We start from the raw sequence: 17,609 nt of genomic DNA on the forward strand, positions 1-17,609 counted from the left end.
GGCTAACTAACGTCCATCTTGTGCTCGGCGGCTTTTAAAGTCTGATTCTTCGAGCCATTTAGGCCAATCTTCATTATTTGCCAGCGTTGCCAGAATGTCTGAAATAAGGCTGATGTCCTGTTTAACACCACCTAAACTCCAGCTTGGATCATAATCATCAGCTTCCTTATGATATTTATGAGCAATATAGTCTGGGTCTGTGTCACCTAAACTCATAAACAACAATCCCGGCACGCCTTCTTGCGCTAACGCAAAGTGATCAGAACGGAACATAAGGCCATTTTGTGGTAATGGATCGCCTTTCACATAACGCTGCTGATGCTTAGCGGCATTGTTAAGGTAATACTCCATCTCCGATACGCCCTTTCCATAACGCAATATGTAATCAACGCTGTCGTTAACGTTCATACCGTCGATATTTAAAAAGGAAACAATCTGCTTGGTTGGAATTGGTGGCTGCTTGGCAAAATGCTGTGCGCCGATTAAGCCGGTTTCTTCAGCGGTAAATGAGGTAAACAGAATAGAACGTTTAAACGGCTTTTCTTTAGCACGTAAACTAAACATTCGCGCAAGCTCCAGCACACCAGCAACACCGCTAGCATTATCGACTGCGCCATTGTATATATGCTTTACGCCCTTCTCGTCAACTCGTGTTCCAAGGTGATCCCAATGCGCGTGCATTACCACCATTTCATCAGCTCTATCACTGCCAGGCAATAGTGCCATGACATTGTAGGACTCTGCGCGTTCAATACTATTTTTAAGCTCTAGTGTAGCTGATGTTTTTAGTGATACTGGCTTAAAGCTAGATTTAGCAGCCAACGCTTTTTGCTTTTCATAATCGAGCCCTGCAGCCGCAAAAACTTGTTTGGCGTTGTCATGTTGGATCCAACCCATCACCCCCAATTGGTCTCGATTATTATTGTCATCAACTAAAGTGAATTTACTGCCAGTATTTGAGTTTTGCACTACTCCCCAGCCATAAGCTGCAGGTGCTGTTTCATGCACAATAAAAACAGCTTTCGCGCCTTGTCTTGCCGCCTCTTCATATTTATAAGTCCAACGCCCATAATAGGTCATAGCGTTGCCTTTAAATACGGCAGGATCTTGAGTTGCAAAGCCAGGATCATTGACCAACACAATAACAGTCTTGTCTTTAACATCAATGCCTTGATAATCATTCCAGTCATATTCTGGCGCATTAATACCGTAACCAACAAACACAAGTTCACTGTTTTCAAGCTTGACGCTATCACTAATTCTCTGGGTTCTAGCGGTAAACTCGCTGCCATTTTTAAGTGTTAACTCTCCAATTGTCAGCGACATATTTTGATCCGCTGTTACCTTGGCTAATGGCACCGGCTGCAAGTACTTATCGCCAAAACCCGGCTTAAGTCCAATCTTCTTGAACTGTGCCTCTATGTATTCCAGAGTCAGCCCTTCACCAGCTGACAAAGGTGCACGTCCACCGTATTCATCACTAGCCAGCGTTTTTACATGACTACGGTATTTATCAAGATCGATACTGATGTCACTTTTTTCTGAATGAGCAAATGCCGGGAATGCTAATGCCGACACCACGCTTGCGAGTATTAGTTTGTTCACTGCCTGTCCTTTATTGTTATATTTTCTTTCTTTATTGTATTTATTCGGCATCTTTGTGGCTGATTTTCATTAAACAGATGTATTCACAAAGGCAAATCATAATAGAATGGCGTAGTGAAATGTACAATGATGCCACCACTCATTTGCATAAAAATTACAAAGTGGCTCCATAGATAAAACCAAGGCTAATAAATGTCGAATGAATTGCTCCGGGAAGCTGCTGCTAAATTGAAAAAAGCGGTACCTTTAATGCTCAAACACCAAATACCAACCACTCCTACCAATTACGCTTTATGGTATGCGTACGTAGGTCAAAGCAGCCCAGAGCTTAATCGACAGCTAGATGAAGTCGTGAACCAATATAGCACTTGCCCTCCGAGTCAGGGAGAGCGACTCTATCAAGCATATTTGTCTGATCCCATCGAGCTAGACGTGATTGAATTACGACAGAATCTCGACGCTATGGTGACCGATTTATCCCAGTCTTTAAAAGATACTAACGTTGATGCTAACCAGTTTCAGAGCAAAATTAACAGCAATGTTGAGCGCTTAAACAAAATAGAAAATGAAGGGTTTTCCATTGATGAGGTATTGTCATTGGTAAAAAACCTCGTCAGTGATGCTGCCGATATTAAAAACAGCACATTGCACTTTACCGAGCAGCTCGCTCACGCACAATCAGAGATTAACCAGTTAAAAGTACAGCTTAAAAAATCTGAACATGACATGCATTATGATGCGTTAACGGGCGCATTAAACCGCAGAGCATTTAATAAAGATATCAAAGGATTAGTGGAACAAAATCCACAGGGCTTATGCCTCATCATCACCGACATTGATCACTTTAAACTGTTTAACGATACCTATGGCCACCAGCTTGGCGATCAAGTATTGAAAGCCGTTGCTAGAAGACTCGGCGAGAGCTGTCATGAGGGGAGTAAACTGTATCGTTTTGGCGGTGAGGAGTTTGCACTTTTAGTCCCCAAAAGCCAACTAGGAAGAGCGAGACAACTGGCAGAATCTATGCGTCGAAGCCTCGAAAAACTAGTATTAAAAGATAAGCGTAAAGATCAACGGGTCGATAATGTGAGAGCCTCTTTTGGCGTTGCTCAGTACCAAGATAAAGACAGTGATTCAACATTAATCGAGCGGGCGGACAAGCAACTCTATGAAGCTAAAAGGCTGGGTCGTAACCGAGTAATGCCCATTACTTAATGGGCACTTAAAGCAGCAGTTATGATGTCTCTGCTGCTCAATAATTTCAGTTAAATCGCTTCAACTTTGTCTATCGGCACCGCGGTCACTATATAGCGCAGCGCCCCTCCTGCGACAGGACTATTAAACGGATAGCAAGTCACCAAGGTCAATTGCTTTTCACCACCATCCGTCATCACCGAAGTATCGGTTTCATGGACCACTTGAGTGTTAATCACTTTATAAAGGACCTCCAGCCCTTGGCTGTTTTGCAAGGTTAACATCTGGCCCACTTTAACCCTTTTTAACAGTGAGAAATGGGTGTCTCTGTGGCCGGCTATTACTGTGTTTCCGTTGCCATTAACCACAGCAGATGACATTACGTGCGCAGGGCCAAACGCTAAATTTCGACCCGAAGCCCCAGCCAGCACGTATAAACTTGGATTCTCAACTGAGCTATTCGCGCTAATCATTTTTCTATCAGGTACATCGCCTGCTCCATGCTCTGCATTGATAAATTTCAACTTGGCAACAGGATGCGTATCAGCCCATGACCAAGGCTTATGCTCCTGTTGATCATCTAAAGTTTTTTGCCACGCTTGCTGTATCAAAAACTGTGCAAAATACGCTTTAGCCTGCATATATCCTCCTTGAATGACAAAAGATAAGCCAACAATGAACAGTAACGTTGTAAACATAAGGTGAAAACGTCGTAGACCATTCTGCCTCGCGGTCTTTCCATTAACACTATCAGTTGATATTTTTGAGCATATAACGCTCATAGCGCGGCCTTTTTTGCTCTGCGGCCAACGCCACTAAATGAGCCCCAGTAAAGTAGCGATAATAGTATTAACATGCCGCCAAAAATCAGCATCGCATAACTACTCGTCGCGGTTTGCGGTAAACGTTGCCAACCTTTAGGTGTATGCGGTAGCACACGACCATTAACCAATTTATCTCCAATAGGCCTAACAGGGGTTTTATCAATCGCAACCAAGCTAGTATAAGCACTCATCACATGGTAATTGAGCGAAATAGCGGTGACTTGCTTCTCTATTCTGTCGCGATTTGCAGGCTCTTTTGATAGCTCAAGCGCGGCAATCTGTTTTCTGGCCCATATAAGATCTAAGCCTTTAGCTTCAGCGCTATTTTCAATCACTAGCGATTGCTGCCAATACTGTCCAGCGAGTTGTCCGCTCACCACCAGCTCTTTGTCACTAAAGCTTGGCAGTTTCATCGCCACCATTATCGGCTCATGGGCATAGAGATCAGGAATACTTGCAGGCCAATAGTCTGGAACACTGCCATCGGCAAAGTGAACTTCGACATCGGTCACCGTGGGCTTCTCTAGTTTATCTAGCATCGCTACCATTTTACTTTTGACTTCAGATTGCTTACCAATATAGGTATAGGTGCCACGACCAAGTTCAGCTGCTCTTTGCATAAAGTGCGCGTTAGGGGCGTCGCCAATGCCAATGGTGAATAGCCTGCTTTGTTGCAGCTGATTACGTATTTGTGTAAATAGCTGTGGCTCATTGCCTACTGCGCCATCGGTGATAAATAGTACCTGCCGTAACCGCTCACGATTCGCATCCTGCTGAGACAGCGCTTTATCGAGAGCCAACGACATCTCAGTGCCACCGTTTGCTTGCAAACGCTGCACATAAGCTTGTGCTCTGCCGATGTTTTTCGCACTGGCGTTTAATGGCGTATCAGACAATGCATAAACGTTGGAATTAAATTGCAAAATATTGAAACTGTCTTGTGCAGACAGACCCGCCAATGCGTAAATGATGGATGCTTTGGCCTGCTCAATTGCCTCACCTGACATAGACCCAGAGGTATCTATGACCAAAATAAGCTCTCTTGGCGCTAGTGCTGACAAACGCATTTTGTCTTGCGGTGGCAACAACATTACTAATGAGTATTGTGGCTGCGCGGCAGTGGCTTTGCTCTCGAGATCACTAACGTGGGTTTTTCCTTGCTGGCTAAAAATGGCTGCCTTCGGCGCACTGCCAACAATTGGCCGCCAGTTAAGTACAAAGTCGCTATTAGCCTTTGCAGCGGTTAACTGGATCTGTGCTTGAGAATCGCCATTGCTGCTAACTTCTATCTGATGGTAAGGACTGTTAATTTCACCAATAGGCATACCAGCGTCGAGTGTCACCTCAATGTCGACTAAATTAACGCGCTCTGATTCAGATCCTTGCAGATCACCCAAAGTGGAGGCCACATAGCTATTAACCTCTGCAGCCATATTAGATAGCGCTGACTTTTCACCTCTAGGCTTGTATCGCGGCGCGACCACCATTGGGAATCGTAAGCTAAACTCACCGTTATCATAGTGGACTAGTTCTTGATAATTAAGCTCTACAATAAGGGTTTCGCCGGGGGCTAAGTTGGCCACTTCAGCACTAAATATATTGGGCCTTTTCTGTTGCAGTAAACTCGCTTTTTTACCCTGCTTCTTAGCTTCATTAAATAGCGCATTGGCTTTTGCTTTCGGCTTTATCTCCCCTTCTATGACCCGCTCACCAATATACATTCTCAGGCCGTCAACGGCCGCTTCATTCGGCAGCGGAAACAGATACTCGCCATTAACCCAAACAAATTGATTGTTACTAAACTCATGACGCAATGAAACCCTATTCACCCAACCTGAGACTTGCATATTCACAGTGGTTTTTATTGGCAAAGACACACTAGCCTTGCCGGCTGAATCATAAGTAATCAAACTGCCTTGTGCTATGGCATTAACCATTTCAACTCGACTCTCCGCACTTTTAGTCGCTGATGTTGGCACTGCGGCGGTAGCACTGGTATACATTGGCAAGAACGCTGTACTCAACAGCAGCACAGCTTTATAGCAATGCCTAATTAAACCTTTGCCTGCATCTTGTTGGCTCACCATCTTTATCTCCTTATAAACAACTTGCGGTCTGACTAACAGCAGACCGCAAGGCTGAGTGGTACCCGTCATAGATGGATTACTGCGCAGGATTTGCTGCAAGTGCGCTGTCGTGAGATTGCAGCTTTAGGGTCACACGGCGATCAAAAAAGTCATTTTCAAAATTTTGTTCTGCAGTTAAAGGCGAGCTTGCGCCATAGGCTTGGTAGTTTAAGCGTTCGTTAGCGACACCCTGTGCGACTAGATAGTTGGTGACTTCTGCAACCCGCTGCTCAGATAATGCTTGGTTATAATCACCATCACCACGTCTATCTGCATAGCCTGTTAAGTCCAAAGTTAGTTCAGGCGAAAGCGACATCGCGTACGCAACATCATCAAGTTGTTGTTGAAAGTGAGGCTCAATAGTTGATGAGCCAGTCTTGAACTGAACATTTAGCCCCAACGCTAGCTCTGTTAACTTCTGTTCTTGCGCCATTTTCAGACTGGTTAATTGTTGCTGTGCATCTTCATATTGGCTAGAAAGTGCGATTAATGACTGATTCTCTTCATTTAATGCTGCAAGTTCACTTTGCTTGCTCTCCAGCATTACCTGCTGCGTTTTAATCTCATCATCATCGCCAACAGATTTACCCAATAAGCTACCTGCAAATGCACCAATGATTGCGCCAACAGGGCCACCAACAACGGCGCCAACAACAATCCCTGAGCTCAAACCAATTAACTCCTCATTGTGGCTACGCTCCGTATTCTCCACATTTTCTGCAGCGCTGGCATTTGATGAAAGAGTGATAGATGCGATAACCAGTGACGCGATAAGATGCTTTTTCATAATATTTCCCTTTAAGTACTCATTTAAATTAAGTCTCAGCTTGAGGCTTAGATTAAGTTGCCGAAGTCCGGCGTCATTTCAATAACGCTATTGAACCTCAACCAAATGGCTGTAAAAGGGAGCAAACGTGGCAATTTAAATATCAAATGTGGCAACAAAATGGCAATCGCTGTCAGCGCCTTTAAACACAGGTAAAATCCTGTATAGTCACAATCAATTACCGAGATAACGCTAAAATTAATCAACCATGAAACGAATCGCGATAGTAGAAGATGAAGCCGCCATTAGAGAAAATTACAAAGACGTTTTGCAACAGCAAGGCTATAGCGTGCAGGCTTATGCAAATCGATTAGAGGCGATGCGCGCTTTCAATAGTCGTTTGCCAGATTTAGCGATTATCGATATCGGCTTAGAAAATGAGATCGACGGCGGCTTTACGCTATGCCAGTCACTAAGAGCCATGTCCAGCACACTGCCCATCATCTTTTTAACCGCCAGAGACAGCGATTTTGATACCGTATGTGGCCTGCGTTTGGGCGCAGATGATTACCTTAGTAAAGAGGTGAGTTTCCCCCATCTTATTGCTCGATTAGCCGCGCTATTTAGACGCTCAGAACTTAAAGATGCCAGCAATGATAACAGCCCGTTGATTGAACATGGATTGCTTTCTATTGATATCAATCGAATGCAGGTTTACTGGAACAAACATCATATCGAACTGACCGTGACTGAGTTTTGGATGGTACACGCACTAGCAAGACGACCAGGACACGTACGCCAGCGCCAAGAACTGATGCAGGAGGCAAAGATATTCGTCGATGACTCTACGATTACCTCCCACGTTAAACGGATCAGGAAGAAGTTCCTCGCCCAAGACCCACAGTTTGATTGTATCGATACCGTTTACGGCATGGGCTACCGCTGGGATGCTCAGAGTTAATGTTTAATCTTCCAATTGGCCTGCGCGCAAAAGTCGCGGTTTTATCGCTGTTTTTACTTTGCCTGCCTTGGCTTGGGTACCAATATGTGTGGGAGATGGAAAAGTATCTCAGGCTGGGGCAAGAGAAAACCCTCGAAGGCACCACCCAAGCACTAGCAACTGCACTGCACGAACGACCCAGATTATTCGATAGCCAAGCCAGTTTTCTAACCCAAGTTGAGCAAGGTCGTGACCTCTATGCTTATCCTCTTGCAGGCCCAATTCAACTTGATGGTAAATTGGGCGACTGGCAACCCTATCGCCACCGTGCGTTGCACTACGGTGAAGATTATCAGATCTATAAACGCGACCAAGCAACACCACTCGCTATCGACTTTACCCACATGGTGGGGAAATACGCTGGTTACCTATACGGTTTTTTTGAGGTTACTGATCCTCAAGTGATCTACCGCGGAAAAAACAGTTTAAGCATCGACCGTAACGACCATATTGCTATTGCAACACTGGCGCCAGATGGTCAGTTTCGCCGCTATATCATCGCCACCACAAAAGATGGTTGGATAAGTGCCTTTGAGCTGCCTGAAGATCCTGCGCTAACCACTCCGGTTACCCCTGAAGTAAAAATCCAAGGTAAGTGGCTGAAAACTGCTAAAGGCTATAATGTCGAATTACGGATCCCACTTAGCATGGTCGGAAGTAAGCTGGGCTTTGCCATCTATGATGTTAACAACCGTAACACTCGACAGTTAGATGCCATCGTCGGCACATCGGCCATTGACGATGTTAACAAGCTTGGAACAGTACTGGTACCCTCACCCGAAATCGAAAGCATTATCAAAGGTATGGCACACAATAGCTCGCGCATTTGGGTGGTCGATAAACATGGTCGTGTGTTGGCAAAATCCGGTGATATACACTCCGATAATAGCGTGTGGTCGCGCTCTACCATTGAAAACGAGGGTAAAAGCAGCTGGGACAGATTTAAGCAGCAATACCTGTACCCGCTTTACTACAAAATACTAACCACGCCACCGAAAGATTTTGTCGACTCCTTACAAGACTCCACTGTGCTACAAGGGAGTCATATCAGTAAAGCGTTGCAGGGCAAGCAAGGCTCTACCTGGCGATTGACTCCCGACAGTAAAGCTGTCGTGTTAGCCGCAGCCAGTCCAATTTGGATCGACGATAAAGTGATGGGGGTGGTGATTGCTGAAGAGACCACACACGGGATCCGTACCTTGCGCAATAAAGCCTTAGAGAAGCTGTTTAATGTGATCCTTACCATCATGAGTATGGGCACATTAGCACTATTCTTTTTTGCCTCTAATATCTCCAGTAGGATCCGTAAACTGCGTGATGAAGCAGAAGAAGCTATTGATAACCAAGGCCGAATTAAAAAGTCGATCCAAGGCTCAAAAGTGCGTGATGAAATTGGAGACCTCTCCCGTAGCTTTGCCAGTATCGTCAGTCGCCTAGGGCAATACACTCACTATTTAGAGAACATGTCATCGCGTCTATCCCATGAACTGCGTACTCCTGTCGCTGTGGTGCGATCCTCCTTAGAGCATTTAAGTCTGCAAACCCTTAATCCAGATAGCCGCAAATATGTTGACCGGGCGCAGGAAGGAGTTAACCGCCTCAATATGATCCTCAGCAATATGAGCGAAGCCACCCGTCTGGAAGAGAGCCTCACTCATGCAGAAAAATCCCTGTTCCCGTTAGATAAAGTGGTGAGTGGCTGTATGCAAGGCTACCAGTTGACCTACCCAAGTCAGCGCTTCAATACCGATATTGAGCCGCAAACCATCCTCGTTGAAGGTGTACCTGAGTACATCGCCCAATTGATGGATAAGCTGATTGCTAACGCTCTGGAGTTTAGCCATGCAGACAGCGCGATTGAGGTGAGTTTAGTGGTACAAAGTAAATCAGCGCTGCTAACCGTTGCCAACTATGGCACGCCGTTACCCGAAAATATGTCAGAGCAGATATTTGAATCTATGGTTTCTGTTCGGGCGCAAAAGGCGCAAGATAAACCGCACTTAGGGCTAGGGCTATATATCGCTCGTTTAATTAGCCTGTTTCATAAAGGGAAAATTAGTGCACAGAACAGAGTCAATGATCAAGGTGCTGTTTCTGGCGTTGAAATTGTCATCCAGCTGCCTATTAGTAAAGAAAAGCCCGTTTAAGACAACCTTGAATATATTGACGCTTCACTTTAGCCGTTTAGATGTTAAGATGGCTAAACAAAAGTATGCCTTTATTGTGGAAGTAGAACCCTATGAAAAAAGAAACGCAGATAATTAGTCTTGGCCGTGACAAAAAATGGACTCAAGGAGTGATCAATCCACCGGTTTACCGGGCATCAACCATGGTGTTTGATACCATGGAAGATCTGCGTTTTGCTGCAAAAAACAAAGCCAATGGCGAGATGTTTTATGGTCGTCGTGGCGGCCCTACTCACTTCGCCTTTCAAGCCGCTATTGCTGAACTTGAAGGTGGTGTAGGCACAGCGCTGTACCCATCGGGTAGCGCGGCGATAAGCAACAGCTTACTGTCATTTTTAAAAGCGGGCGATCACCTATTAATGGTTGACAGTGCCTATGAGCCTACTCGCGATCTGTGTAATAAGTTACTGGCCGGATACGGTATCGAAACCACCTATTACGATCCTATGGTTGGTGAAGGCATAGAAGAACTGATTCGCCCCAATACTAAGGTGTTATTTTTAGAATCTCCTGGCTCTATCACCATGGAAATTCAAGATGTCCCCACCCTTAGCCGCATTGCCCATGAACATGATATTGTGGTGATGCTAGATAACACTTGGGCGTCGCCAATCAATTCACGCCCGTTTGAGATGGGCGTCGATATCTCAATTCAAGCGGCAACTAAATACATTGTCGGTCACTCCGATGTCATGATGGGCACCGCCACCGCCAATGAAAAGCATTGGGAACAACTAAGAGAGAATAGCTACCTGCTAGGGCAGTGCACCTCACCAGACGATGTATACCTTGCCAGCCGCGGGTTGCGTACACTGGGTATTCGTTTAGCCCAGCACGAACAAAACGCCTTAAAAGTGGCTAACTGGCTCAATAGTCGGCCAGAGGTCGATCATCTGCGTCACCCAGCCTTTGAAACCTGCCCTGGGCATGAGTTCTTTAAACGCGACTTTAGTGCATCAAATGGATTATTCTCATTTGTATTAAAACAAGGCAATCAAAAATCGGTCACCGCTTTTGTGGAAAACATGCAGCACTTTAAAATGGGCTTCTCATGGGGTGGTTTTGAAAGTCTAATCCTAGGTGTGTTCGGCATTGATAAACTGCGCACAGCCACTAAGTGGGATAGCAGTAAGCCGCTGATAAGACTGCATATTGGTCTTGAAAACGTCGACGACCTGATTGCCGATCTCGACGCCGCCTTTGATCGCTTTAATGCCGAGCTAAAGTTAACGGCAAAATAACCGACGTTAGCAACCAGCCATAAAAAATCCGAGTTTAGTAATAGGCTCGGATTTTTAGTATTAACGTATAACTAAAGTCGCGACAGAGTTAATCAAACAGCTGATCAGCAACAAATGGATTTTGTGCGCGCTCTTCACCAAAGGTCGACAGCGGTCCATGGCCCGGAATAAATTGTACCTCTTTACCCAGCGGCCACAGCTTTTTAGTGATGGAGTCGATGAGATCTTGATGGTTAGACTGCGGAAAATCAGTGCGGCCGATTGAGCCTCTAAAGAGCACATCGCCGACCCAGGCAATAGCAGCCTCTTTAGCAAAAAACACCACGTGACCTGGCGTGTGTCCAGGGCAGTGCAACACTGATAACACCTGCTCCCCCACAGTCACTTCATCACCCTCTTGCAGAAAGCGGCTTGGTGTAAACGGATCACAATGTACAAAACCAAAATGTTGGCTCTGCTTAGGTAAGCTTTCTAACCAGAAACTATCAGCTAAGTGAGGGCCCACAATAGGAACATTTAGCTGCTCAGCAAGAGTTTGCGCCGCACCGACATGGTCAATATGGCCATGGGTCAATAACACTTGCTCTATCTGGACATGGTTCTTAGCAGCTTCTTCCAAAATGCGTTCAAGGTTTCCACCAGGATCAACCACAGCCCCTTTCAAGCTTTGCTCACACCAAATTAAACTACAATTTTGCTGAAATGGCGTGACTGGTATTAACTGATACTTCATCGAAACTCACCTAAAGATTATTTAGCAGTGCAATGGTTAAAGATTACGCCAACTTACGCATTTCCTCTATAAATAATTGGTAGAACATGAACTAACGCTCACAAAAACGGCATATTATACCAATTGCATTAAGTATTTGAGCAGTTCAGAGCCCCTCAGTCTTTTCAATTCAAAGCGCATTGGTAAAGAAATGGTATTCCCTTTTAAGCCAATGCAAAGCAGAAGTGGAAAGACTGAGGGGCTCACGTAGTGCGGCTGAGGTTAAACAAATTGGCAAAACGCTGAATGGTCAAACTTTTAATGCAATTGGTATTAAAAGCAGCTAATAGAAAAATGAGTCTTTATTCTGTTATCAAGTCGCTATTTTTAAGTTCAAGACTAAAGTTGGCTAATCGCTAGTCGCGGATTAAAATAGGTAATAAACAGATACAGGCATTAGTTAAAGCAAGTTAGCTGCACCCAAAGCAAGCTGAGAACTGAATAAATACCCCGTTCTCAACCAGTTTACCTGTGATTAACAGCCCTTTGGAAATATCCAAACTTCAACAGCGCCATTTTTACTGCCAAAGTCATCACCTGATGATCCAGGCGTTGAAGGTGCAGTCTCTTTAGTCGGAGCGCTATTACAGGTAGTGGCTGGAATAATCGACCAGCTTCCACCACCAGCTCCAGCAGCATCATCGCCAGCACCACCGCCACCATAACCACCACCACCGCCGCCACCGCCAGCGCCGCTAAAGCTATCATCGGCATTGCCGCCCCTGCCGTTTGAGCCGACCCCAGGATCGCCATTAACCCATTCACTGTTAACCCCTAAAAACCCTTGTCCACCTTGACCACCAATACCGTCTTTACCGTCATCAGCGCCACTTCCTCCATCTCCCCATTCATCCGTGCTGCCGCCATCGGCTCCACTGTCAAAGCTTTGTCCTACACCAATGGTTCCCTGACCTATGACCGATGAGGCCGCAACGCCACCATCGGCGCCATCAGTGCCATCATTAATCCATCCAGATGAATCACCGCCACCGCCACCGCCTGCAATAAGAATGACATCATCTTCCAGTGAACTGGGACTACTTTCTGCAATCATGACCAGTGTAGAGGAACCACCGTCGCCATAAATATTACTTAGTGTGCCATTTTCACCGATGAAGAAATTGAATGAAGTTTGTCCATAACTGTCTAGGAAATGAGATAGAGTGGTGACGGTTGATGCAAACCCAGCCTTACCTCCATCACCACCAGAGGTCCAAAGCCCGCCACTAGAGCCTATGCCGCCTTCTCCCCCCCAAGCTAAAATGGCCATAGGAGTGTCGTTGTCCAGAGTGGCATCAAAAGATGAGCTAACCTGACTGAAGATATCAACAAGATTGACAGACGTAACCAATTCTGAAGAGTCAATAGCTTCACAACTTGTTATTGGTGTGCCACCATCAACCCCACCATACTCTGTGGTACACACTTGCTTATCAACCGCTGGCAATAAACATTTATAAACGGTGTTGCCATCATCGGTAACATCCTGCTTAACGGAGTCGCACGGGTCTGACTCGGCAACGGCTGTTGAATTACAAAAGCCAACAGAGGTGATATCGCAAATACCTCCGTCAGTCCAGGTAGCGCCCACAAGATTGGCGTTATCAAAATCCGTATCTGTGACGGTCGCATTATGAAGGTCAGCTGGAGATAATTGCGCGCTGGAAAAATAAGCTCCAGTTAGGTTGGCGTCACTGAGATCAGCATAAGTCATTTCCGAACCACGAAAGTCACCCTTGCTCATATCTGCGCCACTAAAGTTGGTTCCGGTGAGCGTTGATTCGAAAAGGTCGACATTGGTTAATATGGCATCGGTTAAATCAGCGCCAGAAAGATCAGCAAATGTGAGTGTTGCATTATCCAAGTCAGCATCTGACAAATCACAATTCTTACAGGCATTAGTAGAAATAAGCGTGGTCACATTGTCATCTGTAGTCTCAGCATGAGCAGAGCTTATTAGGATATTACCGATGTGACTGAGAAGTCTGGAAACAATGGAATAGTGAGTGCTATTTATTGCTGACAACGAACCACTATTAGGCTGTGTCACTAAGAAGGTTAGATCTGTGCTTTCTACGTGTTCACCGTGGGTCAGTACCAACTGAAATTCGCCAGCAGGCATTATTGCCGATACACACTTGTCATTGGCTGACATGCTAAGCACTTCTTCTCCATCGCTATTGTTAAGCACCATAGAGTGATTTGAATCGCTGTTACCATCTTCGTAGCAAAACGTATGATTAAGGGTACGTGAATATTGGTAAGGTATAAGATCAGTACCTGATTCGCCATTGGAGTCATCCGCTGTAGTTGCCGAGCCAGGCTCAAGAAATAATGCAACGACTCCTTGTTCAGGGTTGGCACGCAAGCGACTATTATCTGCAAAGTCCTTTTCGAGTAAAAAATCTGATTGTATTTCCGTATCATCGTTGCTATTGCAAGCTGACACGAAAATGAGAGAAAAAATAAATGCCAACAACATGTTAAAGTTGCTGCGGTAATCACTGATAGTCTGCACGTTACTTTCCTTATAATGGAACAGATTTTTCTTTAGTTGTTAACGGCTATTAATTCCATATCTATTAATTAGATCACAGCCCCTAATCAATAGCATAGCGATCCTCATACTAATTAACAACGGCGAGCGCTAACCAAGGCAAGAACTTGAGATATATTCAGCAATGGGTAATAGGTAAACACTGGATATTAATCGAAAACACAGTCAAACCGAGAACGGTTTAATCAGCTAAGTAGTCAAATACATGTTATACCGATCGGTATAAATATTTGGTCGCTTCGTGAGAGTTTAGCGGTGTTGAGGCAAGTTCATTAACCCAGCATCAAAGCCGCTAAAACTCGCCAGTAAGGAGTGTTTTTTGCTTGCTACTTCTGTGTTGAATAAACTTAAAAACAGTCAGTAATACTGTTTAACGAATGAGATTTTTGCTCAAGCTCAAATCATCTCTTTAGCTTAGCTCTACAGCTTAAGCTCTGAATACCACAGGGTAAAATCACGTCTTTCTTGGTTGGGAATATCTAGGCATATTACCCCCTCATAGCGATGAGGTGGTGGCCACCAAACTGAGGAAGAACAGTCTTTCTTGGTTGGTATATCTAGGCATATTAACCCCCTCATAGTGATGAGGAGGTGTCCACTAAACTGAGGAAGAGCAGTCTTTCTTGGTTGGTATATCTAGGCATTCTAGCCTGCTCAAAGTGATGAGGAGGTGTCTACTAAACTGGGGGAAGAGCAAACTCCCTCTCTAATTGCTTGTGATTAGTAGCTGTACTAAACCTATGCTTGTTGAGGGTATGCTTGCCCATCATCTTGGTTTGAAGCTGGTGAAGAAGCATGTCTATGCAGCCATACCCACCTATCTGTTTTTCTTAATGCCACACTCCAACGAATTGGTATTTCTATTTTACTCCCTTGATATTCAAGGTGAATGATTAAAGAAATGGCAACTACAGCATAATCATTTGAAATATTAATCTTCGACCATTGCCATTCAAATTCACTTGCGGTGGCTTCAGCAAAGTTTCTTAGAAACAACTCCTTAACCGAATCTCTTCCTATGCAAAGTTCATCAGCACCAGTACCAATGATAGAAATATCATCGCTGTCTTCAAAAATATGCATTAATGAATCAATATCTTTAGCACAATATGCTTTGGCATAATCCTCTAAAGTTGATCTGATCTCTTGCTCTACTGTCATATAACACCTTTATCAACTTTGATTACAGGGGGCGAAGTACTTCAAACAAATGAAATGGACTTCCCTTACCAATTGGCGGCACTCTTTTTTAAATCAAAAACTGCCAAATTAGTTGTTGGTATTCATGGTTTCGACGAATACGGTAAAACTAAAGTAAACAGTTATAAGAAACAAGCTGTTAGAGACAATCGCCAAAATGAAAAGAACGATGTCAATGATGCCGAAGCAATATGTGAAACTGTGACCAGAGCTAAAACACGCTTCCTCAGTATCAAAAGTGAAGAGCAACAAGCTGTTTTATGCCTGCACCACATTAGACAAGGTCAGGTCAAAGACCGCACGGTCATGATTAATCGACTTCACCGCTTACTCTCAGAGTTTGGCATTATCATTCTTGGTACAGGTGAAGTCACAGCCCATACGTTTAGACATTCAATTGCGACTAGCGTACTAAAGGGTGGTGCAGATATAAGAATTTTACCAGAAATGTTGGACTTCAGAGTGATTAAAACAACTCAAACATACATTCACACAGCAGGCCTCCATCAACCAGGGAGCATTAGCCATTTTGATAAATAGCCACTGATAAGTAAACGTGTGATAACGAGACTTTCTTCTTTAGCTCTGCCCTATTATTGTAAAAACTGTCAACGCGCCAAAAACTTCTATCACTCGATAATTTGTCAACTCTCCTCAACGACCCAATTTCGGTATACAATCTCCAGTTTTATTGCCCAAAAATAGTGAACAACAAACAAGGCGAAAATCATGACACCAGAACTCAGCTTTGCCGGCATGCTTGCCTACAAACATCGTTTCACCCTACCCCTTGATTATCAGCAACCTAATGGTGAGACCATTGAAGTCTTCGCTCGTGAATTAGTCAGCCCTGAGAATCAACACAAACAACTGCCTTTTATTGTTTTTTTTCAAGGAGGCCCAGGCTTTGGCGCAGTGAGACCAGCCGCAACGGGTGGCTGGATAAAACGCGCTTTACAAGAATTTAGAGTGCTACTACTTGATCAACGTGGGACAGGCTTGTCGACTCCTGTGAGCTCTGCCAGCCTAAGCCATTTAAGCGCCGCCCAGCAAAGTGAATATTTGAGTCACTTTCGCGCAGATAACATCATTCGCGATGCTGAGTCTATTCGTCAGCAATTAGTGGCTGATGACAAATGGTCGATTTTAGGCCAAAGTTTTGGTGGCTTTTGTGTTCTAAAATATCTCAACGATGCGCCTCATGGCGTTGCTGAAGCTTACATAACTGGCGGTATTCCATCCCTAAGCCGCAGTGCCGATGAAGTCTATCAAGCGACATATCAACGGGTTATCGCCAAAAACAACGACTTTTTCACTCGCTTTAGCGATGCTCAAGGTTTAGTTAAATCGCTAGCGCAACATATCAGCGATAATGAGGTAAGGCTGGCTACCGGCGAACAACTTACCGTTGAGATGCTACAACTACTGGGAATAAATATAGGTATGGAGCAAGGCCCTGAAAGCGTCTACTATCTGCTTGAGCATGCCTTGATATCAACGCCTAGTGGCACCATAGTTAATCCACTATTTTTAGCTCATTTCTGTCAGTTACTTGATTACAATACCAACCCTATTTTTGCCTTGCTGCATGAGTCCATCTATTGTCAGAACAGTGCGTCAAACTGGGCAGCCCATAGAGTAAGGCAGCAGTACCCACAGTTTAACTACAGTGCCGATAAGCCGTTTCTTTTCACCGGAGAGATGATCTACCCGTGGATGTTTGAGCAGTTCAATAATCTTAAGCCGTTAAAAAGCACAGCCAGTACGTTGGCAGAAAAAGACAACTGGCCAATGCTTTATGACCAAACGAAACTCGCTAGCAACCAGGTGCCTGTTGCAGCTGCGATATATAGCGAAGATATGTTTGTTGAGATGCGCTATAGCCTAGAAACCGCTGAAAAAGTGGGCAATTTAAAGTACTGGTTAACCTCTGAATATGAACACAACGGTATTCGAATGGATGGCGAGCATATTTTAGATAGATTAATTGCAATTAACCGTGGGGAAAAGTTGCGTTAATTAAGAAACACTTAAGCTACACGAGACATAATGTAATCTGTTCCTCACCTGTATCACCTTTGGCAAGCCTACTTTAGGCTTGCTTTTTTTTACCTCAAAATCCATATTTACAAGACCTA

Annotated in this window: 13 protein-coding genes; 6 read left to right on the forward strand and 7 right to left on the reverse strand. The window is 44.6% G+C overall.

Annotation, left to right across the window (positions count from 1 at the left end):
- Nucleotides 1-6: 6 nt before the first annotated feature.
- Nucleotides 7-1,605 (reverse strand): M28 family metallopeptidase, encoded by a 1,599-nt coding sequence (locus tag SWP_RS13820; protein ID WP_187148502.1) that lies wholly within the window; start codon nucleotides 1,603-1,605, stop codon nucleotides 7-9.
- A 192-nt stretch (nucleotides 1,606-1,797) separates the two neighbouring features.
- Here SWP_RS13820 and SWP_RS13825 point away from each other — a divergent pair, with 192 nt between their 5' ends.
- The gene (locus tag SWP_RS13825) at nucleotides 1,798-2,820 is read left to right on the forward strand and encodes a GGDEF domain-containing protein (protein ID WP_044555933.1); all 1,023 of its coding nucleotides are present in this window, start codon (nucleotides 1,798-1,800) and stop codon (nucleotides 2,818-2,820) included.
- A 50-nt stretch (nucleotides 2,821-2,870) separates the two neighbouring features.
- Here the strand turns inward: SWP_RS13825 and SWP_RS13830 are convergent, their stop codons facing one another.
- The 3 genes from SWP_RS13830 to pdsO form a co-directional block, all read right to left on the reverse strand.
- On the reverse strand, nucleotides 2,871-3,581 hold the full coding sequence (locus tag SWP_RS13830; RefSeq protein WP_052634186.1) for a class GN sortase: 711 nt from the start codon (nucleotides 3,579-3,581) through the stop codon (nucleotides 2,871-2,873).
- On the reverse strand, nucleotides 3,578-5,710 hold the full coding sequence (locus tag SWP_RS13835) for a marine proteobacterial sortase target protein (RefSeq protein WP_020913158.1): 2,133 nt from the start codon (nucleotides 5,708-5,710) through the stop codon (nucleotides 3,578-3,580). The genes SWP_RS13830 and SWP_RS13835 overlap by 4 nt, the downstream gene beginning before the upstream one ends.
- A 76-nt stretch (nucleotides 5,711-5,786) precedes the next feature.
- A complete protein-coding gene (pdsO, locus tag SWP_RS13840; protein ID WP_020913159.1) occupies nucleotides 5,787-6,536 on the reverse strand; it encodes a sortase-associated OmpA-like protein PdsO in 750 nt (249 codons plus the stop codon).
- Between the two features lie 247 nt (nucleotides 6,537-6,783).
- Between pdsO and pdsR the strand changes: the two genes are divergently transcribed.
- The 3 genes from pdsR (at nucleotide 6,784) to SWP_RS13855 (ending at nucleotide 10,942) form a co-directional block, all read left to right on the forward strand.
- Entirely contained in the window at nucleotides 6,784-7,476 is a 693-nt protein-coding gene (gene pdsR, locus SWP_RS13845; RefSeq protein WP_020913160.1) for a proteobacterial dedicated sortase system response regulator, read from the forward strand.
- Complete coding sequence (pdsS, locus tag SWP_RS13850) at nucleotides 7,476-9,662, forward strand: proteobacterial dedicated sortase system histidine kinase (RefSeq protein WP_044555935.1); 2,187 nt, start codon at nucleotides 7,476-7,478, stop codon at nucleotides 9,660-9,662. Before pdsR ends, pdsS begins: the two co-directional genes overlap by 1 nt.
- Nucleotides 9,663-9,754: 92 nt before the next feature.
- Nucleotides 9,755-10,942, forward strand: coding sequence for a cystathionine beta-lyase (locus tag SWP_RS13855; protein ID WP_020913162.1), 1,188 nt, complete (start codon nucleotides 9,755-9,757; stop codon nucleotides 10,940-10,942).
- A gap of 88 nt (nucleotides 10,943-11,030) precedes the next feature.
- On the opposite strand, the gene SWP_RS13860 is transcribed toward SWP_RS13855, so the two are convergent.
- From SWP_RS13860 to SWP_RS13870, 3 genes are all read right to left on the reverse strand, one after another.
- Nucleotides 11,031-11,675 carry an MBL fold metallo-hydrolase gene (locus SWP_RS13860; protein ID WP_020913163.1) on the reverse strand — a complete coding sequence of 215 codons (645 nt, stop codon included), beginning with the start codon at nucleotides 11,673-11,675 and terminating at the stop codon, nucleotides 11,031-11,033.
- A gap of 514 nt (nucleotides 11,676-12,189) precedes the next feature.
- Entirely contained in the window at nucleotides 12,190-14,232 is a 2,043-nt protein-coding gene (locus tag SWP_RS24645) for a pentapeptide repeat-containing protein (RefSeq protein ID WP_044555936.1), read from the reverse strand.
- 777 nt (nucleotides 14,233-15,009) lie between these two features.
- Nucleotides 15,010-15,432 carry a nuclear transport factor 2 family protein gene (locus SWP_RS13870; RefSeq protein WP_020913165.1) on the reverse strand — a complete coding sequence of 141 codons (423 nt, stop codon included), beginning with the start codon at nucleotides 15,430-15,432 and terminating at the stop codon, nucleotides 15,010-15,012.
- Nucleotides 15,433-15,486: 54 nt separating this feature from the next.
- On the opposite strand from SWP_RS13870, the gene SWP_RS24480 reads away from it, so the two are divergent.
- Both SWP_RS24480 and SWP_RS13880 read left to right on the forward strand, forming a co-directional pair.
- Entirely contained in the window at nucleotides 15,487-16,011 is a 525-nt protein-coding gene (locus tag SWP_RS24480; RefSeq protein ID WP_020913166.1) for an IS110 family transposase, read from the forward strand.
- 189 nt (nucleotides 16,012-16,200) lie between these two features.
- Complete coding sequence (locus SWP_RS13880; protein ID WP_020913167.1) at nucleotides 16,201-17,490, forward strand: alpha/beta fold hydrolase; 1,290 nt, start codon at nucleotides 16,201-16,203, stop codon at nucleotides 17,488-17,490.
- Nucleotides 17,491-17,609 lie beyond the last annotated feature (119 nt).

The sequence above is a fragment of the Shewanella piezotolerans WP3 genome, from assembly GCF_000014885.1.
GTDB classification, from domain to species: domain Bacteria; phylum Pseudomonadota; class Gammaproteobacteria; order Enterobacterales; family Shewanellaceae; genus Shewanella; species Shewanella piezotolerans.